The sequence below is a fragment of the Pedobacter alpinus genome (assembly GCF_042684645.1).
Lineage (GTDB): Bacteria > Bacteroidota > Bacteroidia > Sphingobacteriales > Sphingobacteriaceae > Pseudopedobacter > Pseudopedobacter alpinus.
This window is the reverse complement of the sequence record NZ_JBHULV010000008.1, coordinates 17521-32203: the sequence shown is the minus strand read 5'-3', so window position 1 is coordinate 32203 and position 14683 is coordinate 17521. Positions and strand designations below refer to the sequence as shown.

The 14683-nt window shown below is 33.6% G+C and carries 13 protein-coding genes and 1 pseudogene; 4 read left to right on the top strand and 10 right to left on the bottom strand.

The genetic code is table 11. The annotated features are described in order from the left end of the window. The 9 genes and pseudogenes from ACFSSE_RS01260 to rplM all read right to left on the bottom strand — a co-directional run. Positions 1 to 103: pseudogene (locus ACFSSE_RS01260) on the bottom strand (integrase core domain-containing protein); the annotation flags it as partial. A gap of 488 nt (positions 104 to 591) precedes the next feature. Next, entirely contained in the window at positions 592 to 1791 is a 1200-nt protein-coding gene (locus ACFSSE_RS01255) for a hypothetical protein (protein WP_379040961.1), read from the bottom strand. A 359-nt stretch (positions 1792 to 2150) separates the two neighbouring features. Beyond that, the gene (locus tag ACFSSE_RS01250) at positions 2151 to 3833 is read right to left on the bottom strand and encodes a glutamine--tRNA ligase/YqeY domain fusion protein (RefSeq protein WP_379040962.1); all 1683 of its coding nucleotides are present in this window, start codon (positions 3831 to 3833) and stop codon (positions 2151 to 2153) included. 713 nt (positions 3834 to 4546) lie between these two features. After that, positions 4547 to 5926 (bottom strand): dihydrolipoyl dehydrogenase, encoded by a 1380-nt coding sequence (gene lpdA / locus ACFSSE_RS01245; RefSeq protein WP_379040963.1) that lies wholly within the window; start codon positions 5924 to 5926, stop codon positions 4547 to 4549. Between the two features lie 161 nt (positions 5927 to 6087). Continuing rightward, positions 6088 to 6525, bottom strand: a complete 438-nt coding sequence (locus tag ACFSSE_RS01240) for a nuclear transport factor 2 family protein (RefSeq protein WP_379040964.1) — start codon at positions 6523 to 6525, stop codon at positions 6088 to 6090. Between the two features lie 206 nt (positions 6526 to 6731). After that, positions 6732 to 7571, bottom strand: a complete 840-nt coding sequence (gene tsf / locus ACFSSE_RS01235; RefSeq protein WP_379040965.1) for a translation elongation factor Ts — start codon at positions 7569 to 7571, stop codon at positions 6732 to 6734. 121 nt (positions 7572 to 7692) lie between these two features. Then, positions 7693 to 8526, bottom strand: a complete 834-nt coding sequence (gene rpsB, locus ACFSSE_RS01230) for a 30S ribosomal protein S2 (protein ID WP_379040966.1) — start codon at positions 8524 to 8526, stop codon at positions 7693 to 7695. 18 nt (positions 8527 to 8544) lie between these two features. Next, the gene (rpsI, locus tag ACFSSE_RS01225; RefSeq protein WP_379040967.1) at positions 8545 to 8931 is read right to left on the bottom strand and encodes a 30S ribosomal protein S9; all 387 of its coding nucleotides are present in this window, start codon (positions 8929 to 8931) and stop codon (positions 8545 to 8547) included. Between the two features lie 17 nt (positions 8932 to 8948). Then, positions 8949 to 9392 carry a 50S ribosomal protein L13 gene (gene rplM / locus ACFSSE_RS01220; RefSeq protein WP_379040968.1) on the bottom strand — a complete coding sequence of 148 codons (444 nt, stop codon included), beginning with the start codon at positions 9390 to 9392 and terminating at the stop codon, positions 8949 to 8951. A 351-nt stretch (positions 9393 to 9743) separates the two neighbouring features. Here rplM and ACFSSE_RS01215 point away from each other — a divergent pair, with 351 nt between their 5' ends. From ACFSSE_RS01215 to ACFSSE_RS01205, 3 genes are all read left to right on the top strand, one after another. After that, positions 9744 to 10481 carry a DUF3891 family protein gene (locus ACFSSE_RS01215; RefSeq protein ID WP_379040969.1) on the top strand — a complete coding sequence of 246 codons (738 nt, stop codon included), beginning with the start codon at positions 9744 to 9746 and terminating at the stop codon, positions 10479 to 10481. A 181-nt stretch (positions 10482 to 10662) separates the two neighbouring features. Next, the gene (locus ACFSSE_RS01210) at positions 10663 to 11475 is read left to right on the top strand and encodes an ion transporter (protein WP_379040971.1); all 813 of its coding nucleotides are present in this window, start codon (positions 10663 to 10665) and stop codon (positions 11473 to 11475) included. 158 nt (positions 11476 to 11633) lie between these two features. Beyond that, entirely contained in the window at positions 11634 to 12311 is a 678-nt protein-coding gene (locus ACFSSE_RS01205; protein ID WP_379040972.1) for a porin family protein, read from the top strand. A gap of 62 nt (positions 12312 to 12373) precedes the next feature. On the opposite strand, the gene ACFSSE_RS01200 is transcribed toward ACFSSE_RS01205, so the two are convergent. Continuing rightward, positions 12374 to 13180, bottom strand: a complete 807-nt coding sequence (locus ACFSSE_RS01200; RefSeq protein WP_379040973.1) for a hypothetical protein — start codon at positions 13178 to 13180, stop codon at positions 12374 to 12376. Positions 13181 to 13446: 266 nt separating this feature from the next. On the opposite strand from ACFSSE_RS01200, the gene ACFSSE_RS01195 reads away from it, so the two are divergent. After that, positions 13447 to 14682 carry a M16 family metallopeptidase gene (locus ACFSSE_RS01195; protein ID WP_379040974.1) on the top strand — a complete coding sequence of 412 codons (1236 nt, stop codon included), beginning with the start codon at positions 13447 to 13449 and terminating at the stop codon, positions 14680 to 14682. Position 14683: the final 1 nt, after the last annotated feature.

The window sequence follows — 14683 nt, the reverse complement described above, 5'->3', positions numbered from 1 at the left end:
TGAAATTTTCATGGTATACCATTTCTGTTTTCATAGTTTTGAAGAAACTCTCTGCCACAGCATTATCCCAGCAATTCCCCTTTCTGCTCATACTCTGATTTACTGAAAATCTGATCAGCTCCCCACTCGTTTCAGTGTTCCTTTTTCAGGATCACTGAAATGCTTTGTGAAAGCTAGAACTCCCGTCCGGAATCTTTGCAAACTACATCCTTTACATCTCTAAAACCCTACTTTGTCTTGAAAATTTTTAACACCAAATTAGGATATTACTTTGAATTTTCCGGACATAGTCCTCGGTTTTCTTATTTAGATTTAAGTGACCGCTGCAATAGCGAACACTTAAACCATATTGGGATATAAAGGATTACTTTTCTCATGAATATTTAGTTTTTCGGCAAAGTTCGTTTAACTTAACTTGTGGTTGGTGTTATCACCAACCACTATTTTTTTAAAGCAATTGGCAAGCAATATTCTGTTGTGAAACATATATATGGTGCGGTGATAACACCGACCACAGGCGAAATTAAACATATATGTGGTGCGGTGATAACACCGGCCACAGGTGAAATTTGTGGTTAGCGGATGCCTATTTTATTCTTTGTAAAAGTCATTCTTGTATTTGATTCTATCTTCGTCTGATTCGGTTTTACTAAGTAGCCGTGATACCAAATCATTAATTTTATTTAACTTCTTGGTTTCGTTGTGCTTTTTATAATATTGATAACAAATCTTGAATGGCTTTAGGTAATTCAAATTAAATTTATTTACAAAATCTTCACTTGTGTCGTAATAAAAATGATTAGTTAAGTAGTCTAGTGAAAACCTATTCTCTAATAGTTCCCTATTGGCTAAGTCGTTATTAAATTTTGACTTTGAATACCGATATGCTAAACCTTCTACATACAAGTTGTCTTCAAGTCCCTTGTACCTTTCGGGCGCCATTGACAATCCAATGTAAAGAGGTCGAGATATTTTGTGAGAGGTAACAAGCGTATTTACAACTTTAGCCCAGTTTTGTGCATATTCATTTAAATCGATTTTACCAAGTTCTATAGGCTGGATATTTAATTCTTTAAATATCCTCTCTCGGTATTCTTGAAATAACAAAAAATCAATATTTATAATTTCGACATCTGGTCTAATATTTTTAGCATCTTGTAACATCCAAAGAGGGTAGGTATCATTGTCATTTTCAACTAAAATTATACTATTTGGCGCTAAGGACATCAAAACATTATACGCATAATTGAGCAAGCCAATAGAAAATTCATTTCGTCTGAACCACCTTTTATTTACTTCTTTTCTTAACTCAGTGTCAAAAGTTGATGTGGCATGAGTTACGACAGTAGCGTGAATTCCCTCAAAATCGGGGTTTAACTTGTATGCTTTCATCAAAAAATCGCCATTACTTGTAACGCCACCAGTTGAGCCTGCAACAAAATAATATGTAAAAGTATTAGGGATGTATACCTTCATAGAATCTATAATCTCTTCTCCAAACTTAAGTGAGGGAGATTCTTTAATAAAGTCACTTTTCCAATCGGCAGAACCTTGAGCATTTCTACAAGCTCTGTAATAATTAAACCAACTATTTTCAGACGTAAAGTCTTTTTTTAATTCATTAAGCCAGAGTTCTGCTTGTTTTACATAATATGTGTGAGGTTTTTTTTCCCTTGCAAAAGAAATTTGTTTTTCTGGTGTGTCATAGTTTTCCTTATTTTCTTGACAAAACGTATTCAAAGGAAATAATAGTAGAAAGAAATAGGTGAAATTTTTAACTTTAGAAATCATGTTGATTAAGATTTAGGTTTCAGCCAACTTCTATATAAGAAGCTTTATATCTCCAACATCCTCCAATTTGGTCGTATCGGAGAAACTTTTTCTAAATATATTACAATTCAATAAATAAAAACAAAAATGAATCAATCATTTAAAAAATGGAAACCAGCTGACCTGCAACAGCCTAACTTCCTAAGCCGGATAGTAACGGAAAACCCACAGCGAGTGAAACGAAGCGAGGATTTGCAGTGAAAAGCCGGGGCAGGCTGCTGTAAAAAAGCAAAAAGCCTAAGTTCTTTCTAAAAAAACTCAGGCTTTCCATTAATCAGTATTATCTATTTACTATTCTCTACTCCCCTATTTCCCAAAACCTACTTAGCAACTTCCTTAGCCCAAGTATCTTTTAAAGTAACTGTTCTATTAAATACCAAGTTATCTGGGGTCGAGTCGGCATCTACACAAAAATAACCTTTGCGTATAAACTGGTAACGTCTATCTGGGTTTTCTTCTAATTGTTGCGGAGCGTTTGCTAAATCTGGTTCTATGTAAGCATTTTTTAAAACCACTAAACTTTCGGGGTTTAGGTAATCTTTAAAATCGCCTTCTTCGCGGTCTGGCTCTTCTGCTGTAAATAACCGATCATACAATCTTACTTCGGCAGTTTTAGCATGTTTTACACTCACCCAATGCATGGTTCCTTTAACTTTTAGCCCGGATGTATCTTCGCCAGATTTTGATTCGGGGAAGTAAGTGCAATGAATTTCTGTTACGTCTCCTTCGGCATCTTTTACAAAATCATCGCAACGTACAATATATGCGTTTTTTAAACGGCTCATTAAACCTGGGCCTAAACGGAAGAATTTTTTTGGTGGTTCTTCCATAAAATCTTCACGCTCTATCCAAAGTTCTCTACTAAACGGAATTTGGCGTTCTCCATCATGCCCTTCCACTTCGGGGTTATTTTCGCCATGTAGCATTTCCTCTTGCCCTTCTGGATAGTTAGTAATCACCATTTTAATGGGATCTAAAACGGCCATTCGTCGCCAAGAGGTTTTGTTTAAATCTTCGCGAATAAAAAACTCTAATAAGCTAAATTCTATTAAATTTTCGCGTTTTGCAATGCCTGTACGGTTGCAAAAGTTACGGATCGAGGAAGGAGTAAAGCCTCTTCTGCGCAAACCAGAAATTGTAGGCATTCTGGGATCGTCCCAACCAGTAACATGTTTTTCGTTTACCAACTGCAATAATTTTCTTTTGCTGGTAACGGTATAGTTTAAGTTTTTACGGGCAAACTCGTATTGTTTAGACGGATAAATTTCTAATTGGGCAATTAAAAAATTATATAAATCGCGGTGCGGGATAAACTCCAAAGTACAAATAGAATGTGTTACATGTTCTATGGCATCGCTTTGTCCGTGAGCAAAATCATACATTGGGTAAATGCACCATTTATCTCCGGTACGGTGATGTTTTGCATGTTTTATACGGTAGATAATTGGATCACGCATTATCATGTTTACATGCGCCATATCAATTTTTGCTCTTAAAGTTCGGCTACCATCTTCAAATTCACCATTTTTCATACGGGTAAATAAGTCTAAGTTTTCGGCAACGCTACGGTCTCTAAATGGGCTATTTTTACCTGCTTCAGTTGGTGTACCTTTTAGGGTTGCCATATCTTCAGAATTTAATTCATCTACATAAGCCAAACCATTTTCTATTAGCTTCACCGCAAAACCGTAAAGTATGTCAAAGTAATCGGAAGCGTAAAATTCATTCTCCCATTTAAACCCTAACCATTTAATGTCTTTTTTAATAGCTTCAACATAAACTGTATCTTCTGTAATTGGGTTGGTATCGTCAAATCTTAAGTTGGTATAACCGTTAAATGTTTGTGTTAAACCAAAATTTAAGCATATACTGCTGGCGTGGCCAATGTGTAGAAAGCCATTAGGTTCTGGCGGAAAACGGGTGACAATTTTATCGTATTTACCTTCTTTTAAATCGGTTTCTACAATTTCTTCTATAAAATTTAATGATTTTTCTTCTGACATGAATTTTAATATAATGCTTGGCAAAAATACTAAAATTAAAGGAATGCAGAAGCAATGCTGAAAACCCTTAAAAATATCTCAGCCACACGAGCTTTGTCACTTTTTTCTTGAAAAAAAAGTAACCAAACCCGAGCAGAGCGAACACCTGAGTGCCAAAAAACAATATTTATCGAAGAAATTCAAAGCTTTCGAATATTTTTTCGGTTAGCTCCAATAAATCTTTTATGGCGCAATCTGAGCCGTTAAATTGACTCTTGCTAAAACAAAGTTTCTGCTTTTTCACTTCTACACATTGCTTGGTTCTTCTGTTTCCTCAAGTTGCTGCAAAAGATTTATCGGGCTTCCCTTCCAAATCTTCTTATGCCATTCCTATTGAAAGGCTTTATAAATTTGATAATCTAATTTGAAGTTTACAAGTAGTATTTCCATTTTAAAAGTAGCGTTGGAAGTGCTAGGAAATCAGAAAATTGGTAGCACCACAAACTTGATGAAAGCAGACCCGAGCCTATAGCGTAGCGGTTTTACGATTGTGTTTGCAATACCATTGTTTAGCACAATCGAGTAAAAATAAGCGATGTCGATTTTCTGATATGTGATTGAATTGTGACCAAAGCACATTGGCAAAAAAAAAGATTTTTGTTTCTTTTTATCTGAAAAGAAATAGCCTCCCATGGTAATGAATGGACACTCGCTAAGAATATAGAAACTGGTAATTAGCTTTCATCCAAAGACATAAATAAATTATTTAACGACTCTGAAAATAATGGATGTGCGAAAATATTTCTTCGTACTTGGGTGTAGGTTATTTTTCCCATCATTGCCATTTGTAATACCGACATTATTTCGCCTCCTTGGGTTCCTATAATGGTGGCACCTAAAATTTGTTTCGTTTTTGCATCTACAATTGCTTTCATAAAGCCAAGTGTTTCGCCAGTTTCTAAAGCTCTTGCAACATACTTCATTGGTAGTTTTGCTACTTTATAATTGAGTTTTTGCGCTTTTGCTTGCTCTTCTGTTATTCCAATTCTACCTACTTGTGGGTCGGTAAATATACAATAAGGCACAATTCTGTTGGTGATGCTGCTATTTTTTTTCTGAATTAAATTATCATAAATAACAATATGATCATTATAGGCAATCTGTGTAAAAGCTGGTCCCCCTTTAACATCGCCCAAAGCATATACATTTTTGGCAGTTGTTTTTAATTTATCGTTTAATGTAATGTAACCTTTATCATCTGTTTTGATGCCTGCTGCTTTTAAGTTTAAACTTTGTGTTTGTGGTTTACGCCCAACAGCTATCAAAATATGGCTACAGCTAAAAGTTTTTTCTTTACCGTTTATAGTAGCAACTACCTTTTTTTGCTTTTTGCCACTAATAGCGGTTACATTTGCCGATGTATGAATTTCTATCTTTTCTTTCTCAAATATCTCTGATATTGCCTCGCAAACATCTACATCTTCTTTTGGCATTAATGTTTTTGAGCGTTCTAAAATGGTAACTTTTGCGCCAAACCTTTTCATCATTTGCCCAAATTCTAATGCTATGTAACCACCACCCACAATTATTAGATGCTTGGGAATTTCTTGCAATTCTAAAAGTGATGTTGATGTTAAATAATCTGTATCATTACTGCCTTTAATTTTAGGAATAACCGGGCTGCAACCTGTATTTATAAATATTTGGCTGCCCTTTATTTGGCTTTCTTGTTTCTTGCTTTTTATACTGATGGTTTCTTTATCAACAAAAGAAGCCTCGCCCATTATAATCTCTAAATTTTTTGTCTTTTTTAAGCCTTTTATGGCTCCGTTTCTAAAAGAGGTTACTATCTCATTTTTCCTTTTTAATACGGTAGCATAATCAATCTCAACATTTTTTGATTTTACACCCCAGTTTGCAGAATTTTTCACTAAATGTGCAATACGAGCAGAAGCTATCATTGTTTTTGTAGGCGAACAACCATCGTTAATGCAGGTTCCACCAATCATTCTTTTTTCTATTAAAGCTACTTTTTTACCAGCTTTTGCTAATTTCTTGGCTAAAGGAATTCCCGCTTGTCCGGCTCCAATAATTATTGCATCGTACTTTTTCATAATAAATATTTTAATTAACAATACGTTTTAAAATAACGTTGTGTAAAATCTAATTTAAACAAGCAATAATTTAACCAAATAAGCAAAGGCTATAAAAAGCCAAAGGCTGCTTCATTTCTGAAACAGCCTTTGGCTTAGGGTTAATATATGTTTAGGTTGTATTATTTAAATTCCGAAGAAACTTCAGTAATTTTCCAATCTTTACCTGATTTTATCATGGTTACATAATTCTCACGAGTGAAATTATCGTAAATCATGCTTACTTTAACTAAACTGTAATTGCTAGAATTCATCATTACAGATGAAACAACTGAGCATTGTTGAATTAAATTTTTATTCTTAGCAAGAAAATTCAACTCTTCATTTTTACCATGACTTAAAATTTGATTACCGCGGGTAATGTTAAATTTAACATCATCAGCAAATAATTTTTCCATGCCCTTTGTTTCACCATCTTTAATTAAATTAATGTAAGAGTTGATGCTAAATGTCATGCTTTTGCTTACTTCTGTAAGTTCATCTGCTTTTGTAAAACTGAAAGTTGCCACCATCATCATTATAGCAACAAAAGATTTTTTAAGGTTAATAGTTTTCATCATTTTAGGATTTATAGTTTTTAAATAATTAATATATCCTATAGACGCTAGTAACTAATAATTAGTTACAGGTAGTTAAATATTTTATTTAAAAGACTTGAGTATTTTCTTAAACAAAGAAAATCCCCATCTAATTAAAGATGAGGATTTTCAAAATTTTTTAGAAATGCAAGTAATCTCAACACTCACATCTCTATACTAAAATCTAATTAAGCTCCTAAAACAACTCTTTTAAAAGCTGTAACAGTTAATCCTTTAGATGTTTCATCTAAGAATTTACGGATATCTTTAGAAGAATCTTTAACAAATTCTTGGTTTAATAAAGTTTGTTCTTTGTAGAACTTGTTTAATTTACCAGCAGCAATTTTCTCAACCATTTCTTCTGGCTTTCCTTCTGCTCTAATTTGTTCTTTAGCAATTTCCATTTCTCTTTCGATGATACGAGTATCAACGTCAGCTTTGTCAACACCAACTGGGCTCATTGCAGCAATTTGCATTGCAACATCTTTTCCCGCTTCGTCTAAACCATCAACAGCTTGGTTAAAACCAACCAAAACAGCTAAACGGTAGTTACCGTGAATGTAAGCAACAACTTTATCAGCAGAAATAGATTCAAATTTAGAAACACCTATTTTCTCTCCAATTTTACCAGTTTGATCGATAATTAAATCAGCAATTTTAGCACCGTCTAATTCTAAAGCAGTTAATTCTTCGATAGAAGAAACACCAGCTTCAACTGCTTTATCAGCAATAGCTTGCGCAAAAGCAACAAAATCAGCATTTTTAGCAACAAAATCAGTTTCGCAATTTACTTCAACTACGATTCCTTTTTTACCATCAGCAGTTGTTTTAGCAATAACAACACCTTCGTTAGAATCTCTGTCTGAACGAGAAGCAGCTACTTTAGCACCTTTTTTACGTAAATAATCAATTGCAGCTTCAAAATCGCCGTTAGCTTCAGTTAAAGCTTTTTTGCAATCCATCATACCTGCGCCAGTTTGCTGACGAAGTTTGTTTACATCTGCTGCAGAAATTTGTACTGTAGACATTTTATTAAATTTTCCCCCTCGTTCCCCCTAAAGGGGGATGAGCAGGGTGTGAATATTTTGTGTATTAGTTTTATTTAAGAATGTTAAGCCATTTCGCCATCCCCTTTAGGGGAACGAGGGGCTATTCTCCTTTTGCTTCTTCAGCTACTGGTGTACCTGCGTCTGCAACTTTTCTTGTTCTTTTTCCTTCAACCGGAGCAGCAGCTGGAGCGTCAGCTTTTGCTTTTTCAGCAGCAGCTTCTTTATCACTTTCAGCATCTTTCTCTTGCTTACGTTCTTCTAAACCTTCGTTAATAGCATCTATTATGATACCAGTAATTAAAGAGATAGATTTAGTAGCATCATCATTCGCTGGGATAGGGAAATCGATATTTGAAGGATCAGAGTTAGTATCCACCATTGCAAAAGTTGGGATATTTAACTTTAAAGCTTCTGTTACAGCAATGTGCTCTTTTTTAACATCAACTAAAAATAAAGCAGCTGGTAAACGGTTTAAATCAGCAATACCTCCTAAAAGGGTTTCTAATTTAATACGCTCACGCTGTATCATTAATTTCTCTTTTTTAGATAATACATCATAAGTACCATCTTTAGTCATCTTGTCAATGTTAGTCATCTTTTTGATAGATTTTCTAACAGTAGCAAAGTTAGTTAACATACCACCTAACCATCTTTCGGTTACGAAGGGCATATTTACAGATTTTGCATATTCTGCAACGATGTCTTTAGCTTGTTTCTTAGTAGAAACAAATAAAATTTTACGACCAGATTTAACAATTTGTTTGATAGCAGAAGCTGCTTCTTCAACTCTTGTTAAAGTTTTATTTAAGTCGATAATGTGAATTCCGTTACGCTCCATAAAGATATATTGCGCCATTTTCGGATTCCATTTGCGGGTAAGGTGACCAAAATGTACACCTGCATCCAATAAGTCCTGATAAGTTGTTCTTGCCATTGTCTTGTCCTCCGAATATTAACGTTTACTGAATTGGAATTTCTTACGAGCTTTAGCTCTACCTGGTTTCTTACGCTCAACCATACGGTTATCACGAGTCATTAAACCTTTAGCTCTTAAAGCTGGCTTTCTTTCCGCGTCTAATTCTACAATAGCTTTAGCAATTGCTAAACGAACAGCCTCAGCTTGTCCTTTAACACCACCACCAGCAACATTAACGGTAACATCAAACTGTCCTGTTACTTCAGTAACAATAAAAGCTTGGTTAACAATGTACTGTAAAGGCAATGTTGGGAAATATACTGTATGGTCTTTACCATTAACAGTAATGGTACCGTTACCCTCTTTCAAATAGATGCGGGCAACTGCAGTTTTTCTTCTTCCAGAAGTATTAGTAACTGACATTTCTTTTCTCCTTAAAATTAAAATTTAATTACTTTAGGGTTTTGTGCAACGTGTGGATGCTCATCACCTGCATAGATATACAGATTTTTGAAAATCGCTCTACCTAAACGAGTTTTAGGTAACATACCACGTACAGCCTTCTCAATAATACGAGTAGGGTGCTTTGCCATCAACTCTTTTGGAGTTATGAAACGCTGACCACCTGGGTAGCCAGTATATCTAACATAAACTTTGTCAGACATTTTATCACCTGTCAATTTAACCTTGTCTGCATTGATAACGATAACATTATCGCCGCAGTCTACGTGTGGGGTAAAAGATGGCTTGTTTTTTCCTCTAATCACCTTAGCGATATTAGAAGACAAGCGCCCCAAAATCTCGCCCTGAGCGTCAACAACAACCCATTGTTTGTCAACGGTCTTTTTATTGGCAGAGACAGTTTTGTAACTTAACGTATTCACTTGCTTTGTATTTAATTAATAAAAAATAGTTTTCCCCTAATTTTTTAGGGACTGCAAAGATATAACTATAAATTTATATATCAAATAGTTGAGTGGAGAATTTTATTTTAATGTAGAAGGTTGTGGATTAATGATTTATGAACTAAGTGGATATTTTGAGATATAAGTGATAAGTATTGACAACAACCACAACAGCAAACCTCCTTCTTCCTCCCCAACTTGATATCACAAATTGTGACTTCAAGATTTTTCCTCCAGTCAGTATTACCGCTGTACCACATAAGATATAGTGTATTGGTACAATTGTTGGCTTTGGTAATACATTATCCCTAATTTTAAGTATATTTTACTATGATAGTAATTTCGCACCAAAAAGGCTGGAAAATCATAAATCAAAGATCGCATGGTTTGTTGGCCGCTATGATTGCTTATCAATATAATATTGATTTACCAAACCACATTTTAGTCCCTACGCTTATTGCAATTGCAGAACATGATGACGGCGTTGAAGAAACTGCAAAACAACAAAACTTAACTGAGGCTGGAGCGCCCAGACATTTCATGGTGAGCAATGACTCGAAAAAAACCGATTTAAGTCAGAAATTGAGCATAATGGAAATTGCAAATTCTAAAAGCCTGATAAATGCTTTATTAACTTCTATGCACATAGATTTTATTAGCCAAAGTAAAAAAGGAGATGAAAAGTTAAATTCATTTTTAAAAGAACAGGCAAAAGTTAGAAGTGAAATCATCAAAAATTTAGAGATTGATAAAAAATATGCTGAAAGGTTATATCGATTTGTAGAATGGTGCGACGCTTTATCTTTACTCATTTGCATGGATAAAATACAACCGGAAGGCAGAAGAATGGAAATTTCTGAAAGCCCAGATGGAGATATAAACGAAGTGTTTTACAAAGCAGATAAAGTTATAAGTATTGAACCTTGGGTGTTCAAAAACAAAACCTTCAAAGTATTTTATGAGTACAAAATTTTAGAGCAATTAAAATTTAACTCCATAACAGAATTTGATAAAATGTGCAAAGAAACTAAAGTATGTAGGGAAGAGTTTGTTTTTTCTAATGATTAGATAGTTAATGGGAAATTAAAATTACTTTTAGCTAAGTCTATAAAATAATTGATCAACAAATAATACCGACACTAAACAAATTAAAATATTGTATCTACAGAAATAACAAGATATTATATCAAACAAAACTTAATCCTAACTAAATAATTTATTACCTTCCCTTGTATAAATTGATAGTTAAATGCTAAACCAAACCACTAAAGAAAAAATAAACCGAATTGTTTTCGGCACTGATACCAAAGCAGGCAGACGTTTTGATATTGTATTATTGTGGCTTATACTTTTTAGTGTTTTAGCTGTAGTTGCCGAAAGTATGCCAGAGTTAGGCATGCAATTTCCTGATACTTTTTTTTATATAGACTGGGTGTTTACTATCGTCTTTTCTATCGAATATTTGGTGAGAATTTATGCTGCAGAGAAAAGGAAGAAGTATGTTTTTAGTTATTGGGGCGTCATAGATTTCTTATCAATCATACCTGCTTATATCAGTATTTTTGTTGCTGGCTATCATTATCTTTTAGTAATAAGGGTTTTAAGATTGTTAAGGATTTTTAGAATTCTAAAGCTTATCCGTTTTACCAGAGAAGGCCAGGTTTTACTTACTGCATTAAGATTAAGCATGTACAAAATCAGTGTTTTTATAGCCTTCATTTTTACATTTATAGTTTTAGTAGGTACCTTAATGTATGTAATTGAAGCAGGAAACCCAGGCTTCTCTACCATTCCGGCCAGTATTTATTGGGGCATAGTAACAGTTACCACAGTAGGTTTTGGAGATATTGTGCCTTATACAAGGTTAGGGCAAATGGTTGCATCTGCAATGATGCTTGCCGGCTACGCAATAATTGCGGTGCCAACAGGTATTGTTACTGCAGAACTAACTAAAAAAGCATACGAAAAAAATACTAAACAGTGCGAAAAATGTGACCAAGAGGTAAAAGCAGATGATTGCTACTGTAGCAATTGTGGTCATAAAATAGAAAGTAAAGTTTAAAAGTAAATTTCAAATTATAGTTTTTCCTTGTAAAAAAACATTATAATCCTTATCAATTAATGGGTTAATTAATCTATTAACACTTTCCCGTTTAAAATTGTCAGCATACTAATTTAATATCATTTCATTTCCTATTTTTGAGCACTAAATTATTCATTATGAAAAAATTATACCTTCTAACTTTCGTTTTTTCTTTATTTGTTATTGGTTTATTTGCACAAGATAATTCACCTAAAAAATTTAAAGTAATTACCGGAGTTAATCTTGGTAGCCAGTATATTGATGTTCCGCAATTCAAAGGAAACTCTGCTTTTACCACCAGCTTGCATATAGCGGCATTTGTTGATTTATCAATTTTTAATAATTTCTTTATCCAACCTGGGCTTTCATTTAGCGGAAAAGGGGCTAAATATGATTATGCCGGAACTGGTGTTGACCCTACTTTTGGAGCTTATAATTTTACCTACAAAGGCACATCAAGTGTTATGTATTTGGAAATTCCTATAAATGGCATTTACAAAATTAAGAATATTTATATAGGTGCCGGACCGTATTTTGGCTATGCTTTATCAGGAAAGAAAGATATAAACACAATAGCTTCAAATGAGCTGGGTGCGCTTAACGAAAGGGATAATGGCAATATTAAATTTGGTAATGAGCAAGATGATGATTTCCGTAAAACTGATTATGGAGCAAATTTTTTAATAGGTTACCAGTTTGAAGACGGCTTTAATGTAGGTGCAAATTTTGGTTTAGGTTTGTATAATTTATCTCCAGTTAATAATCAGGAAGCTAAAAACAGGGTGATTTCTATTTCACTTGGTTATGCGTTTTAAGGCATAAAAAAAGTCCTTGCAATTAATAAAACATTGCAAAGACTTTTCTCTTATTTAAAACATTACTGCTTTAAAGTAACGCTTCTTTCTACCGATGTATTTTCTCCGGTTAACTCTTTTCCTTCTGCATCTAACAATTCAATTTTTAATTTCAAATCGCCAAGTGGTGCGTTTTTAATAAAATATGGCTGCCATTTATCTACTGTAAAGGTGGTATCGCCTACACTAACTTTTACTTTATAAGCATCAGCGGCAAGCGTTGCATTTTTTACATAAAAATCTAACAACACGTTTTGAACATCTTTACCAGCATATTCGCCTTTTGGACGGCTATAAAACAACATTGGTTCTGTTGGGTTGTCTAATTTTACATAATTACCATCTTTATCAATTTTAAAATGTACTAACAAAGAAGCATCAGGAGATTTAACTGATAAATGGTAAGAACGTGACAAGAAACTTAATAAATAATGCTCAGAGTTTACAGGCAAAGTAACCGTGTTTTCTGGCTTGTATAAAGCCTGATAAGGTTTGTTATCCATAATAAAATGTATATGTTGTCCTTGATCAGAGTTTGCGCAATCTGCAGAATGGTTATCCATAGTTTGCTTTGTTAACTCATAATTTGCAACATCAAAAGCATAAGTTAATTTAACAGAATCTGTTCCAACTTTTTCTGTTTTCACATCCTTAACGGTTAATTTGGCTGTTGGAAATTCATCCGCTTCTTCTAAAGGCTCAATAGACATTGCTGCTATTGTACTATCTTGACTAGTATCTGTTTTTTTACTATCCTGATTGCAGGCGCTTAAACTTGCAAGTGCAATTAAGCTTGAAAAAATTAATGTCGAACTAAATTTTAAATTCATGATTTTGAGTATTTAAGGGATTAAACGTTTAAAATTAATATTAATGTTTGATTAAAGGATAAAAATTATGCCACAGCTTGATTTTCTACAGTTTAAATGATATCTGGAGTTAAAGAATCATTTGTATAATATGTATCAACACCAGCTTTAGCTTTGGGTAGTTTGCTTATAGCTTTCCCATAATTATGTTTTGTAAGTAAAAAAACTGCACTTACAAATCACAAAATATTTTAGCAGTGTTAAAAGTATATCTTTGCATTTACAAAATGGATCATCAAATTTTTAAACTTAGTAACGGCATCAGGATATTGTTTAAGCCTGCAAAATCGCAAATATCACATTGCTGTTTAATTATTAATGCGGGCTCAAGAGATGAAGAAGTTGGCGAACCTGGTTTGGCTCATTTTATTGAGCATCTGCTGTTCAAAGGTACAGTTAACAGAAACACCAATCAAATACTAAATAGATTAGAAATTGTTGGTGGCGATTTAAACGCTTATACTACCAAAGAATATACCTGCTTACAAGCTTCTTTTTTAAAACCTCATTTAGAAAGAGCAATGGAGCTTTTGCAAGACATTGCATTCTTTTCCACATTTCCTGAGGTGGAAATGGAAAAAGAAAAAGAGGTAATTTTAGATGAGATTTCTAGCTACGAAGACCAACCAGAAGAAGCTATTAATGACGATTTTGAATCGATGTTGTTTAAAGGACATACTTTGGGCGAGAATATTTTAGGAACGCCGCAATCTGTTAAAAACTTTAATAAAATACATTTAGAAAAATTTATAGATAAAAACTATAATACTCATCAAATCATATTTGCGATATCTGGCTCATATACTCCTTCAAAAGTTGTTAAGCTTGCTGAAATGTATTTTGGGATTATTCCGGAAAATAATAGCATTAAAAACAGAATTGCACCGCAACAATTAACTACAGAAATTAAAAAAGTAAACAAGCCTATTAACCAAGCGCATTGTATGTTAGGTGCGCCTGCTTATGGTTTGCATGACCCTAAAAAAGCGAGTTTATTATTACTAAACAATATTTTAGGCGGCACTGGAATGAGCTCTAGATTAAATTTGGAAATTAGAGAGAAACATGGTATTGCTTACACCATAGAATCTAACTATACGCCTTTAAGCGATACTGGTTTGTTTTCTATTTACTTTGGTACCGATGGAGAAAAAGTGGATAAAGCCTTAACTTTAATACATAAGGAATTAAAAAAAACACGAGAAAATAAATTAGGTAAAGTACAATTATCGCAAGCTAAAAAAAGGTTTATTGGGCAAATAGCTTTAGGCGAAGAAAACAGAATGGGTGTTTTAATATCTATGGCTAAAAGTTTATTAGATTACCAAAAAATTGACACTTTAAAAGAAGTTTTTACCAAAATAAATGCCGTAACAGCAGAACAAATGTTAGCTACCGCCAATCATATTTTAGCTACGGATAATTTAAGCATGTTATTGTTTAACCCAGAAATTACAGACTAAT

Coding starts and splice junctions, on each gene's coding strand:
- ACFSSE_RS01200 (WP_379040973.1), bottom strand. CDS start 13,180: ATGAATTTAAAATTTAGTTCGACATTAATTTTTTCAAGCTTAATTGCA.
- rpsB (WP_379040966.1), bottom strand. CDS start 8,526: ATGGCAAGAACAACTTATCAGGACTTATTGGATGCAGGTGTACATTTT.
- ACFSSE_RS01240 (WP_379040964.1), bottom strand. CDS start 6,525: ATGATGAAAACTATTAACCTTAAAAAATCTTTTGTTGCTATAATGATG.
- ACFSSE_RS01210 (WP_379040971.1), top strand. CDS start 10,663: ATGCTAAACCAAACCACTAAAGAAAAAATAAACCGAATTGTTTTCGGC.
- rpsI (WP_379040967.1), bottom strand. CDS start 8,931: ATGTCAGTTACTAATACTTCTGGAAGAAGAAAAACTGCAGTTGCCCGC.
- tsf (WP_379040965.1), bottom strand. CDS start 7,571: ATGTCTACAGTACAAATTTCTGCAGCAGATGTAAACAAACTTCGTCAG.
- ACFSSE_RS01255 (WP_379040961.1), bottom strand. CDS start 1,791: ATGATTTCTAAAGTTAAAAATTTCACCTATTTCTTTCTACTATTATTT.
- lpdA (WP_379040963.1), bottom strand. CDS start 5,926: ATGAAAAAGTACGATGCAATAATTATTGGAGCCGGACAAGCGGGAATT.
- ACFSSE_RS01195 (WP_379040974.1), top strand. CDS start 13,447: ATGGATCATCAAATTTTTAAACTTAGTAACGGCATCAGGATATTGTTT.
- ACFSSE_RS01205 (WP_379040972.1), top strand. CDS start 11,634: ATGAAAAAATTATACCTTCTAACTTTCGTTTTTTCTTTATTTGTTATT.
- ACFSSE_RS01215 (WP_379040969.1), top strand. CDS start 9,744: ATGATAGTAATTTCGCACCAAAAAGGCTGGAAAATCATAAATCAAAGA.
- ACFSSE_RS01250 (WP_379040962.1), bottom strand. CDS start 3,833: ATGTCAGAAGAAAAATCATTAAATTTTATAGAAGAAATTGTAGAAACC.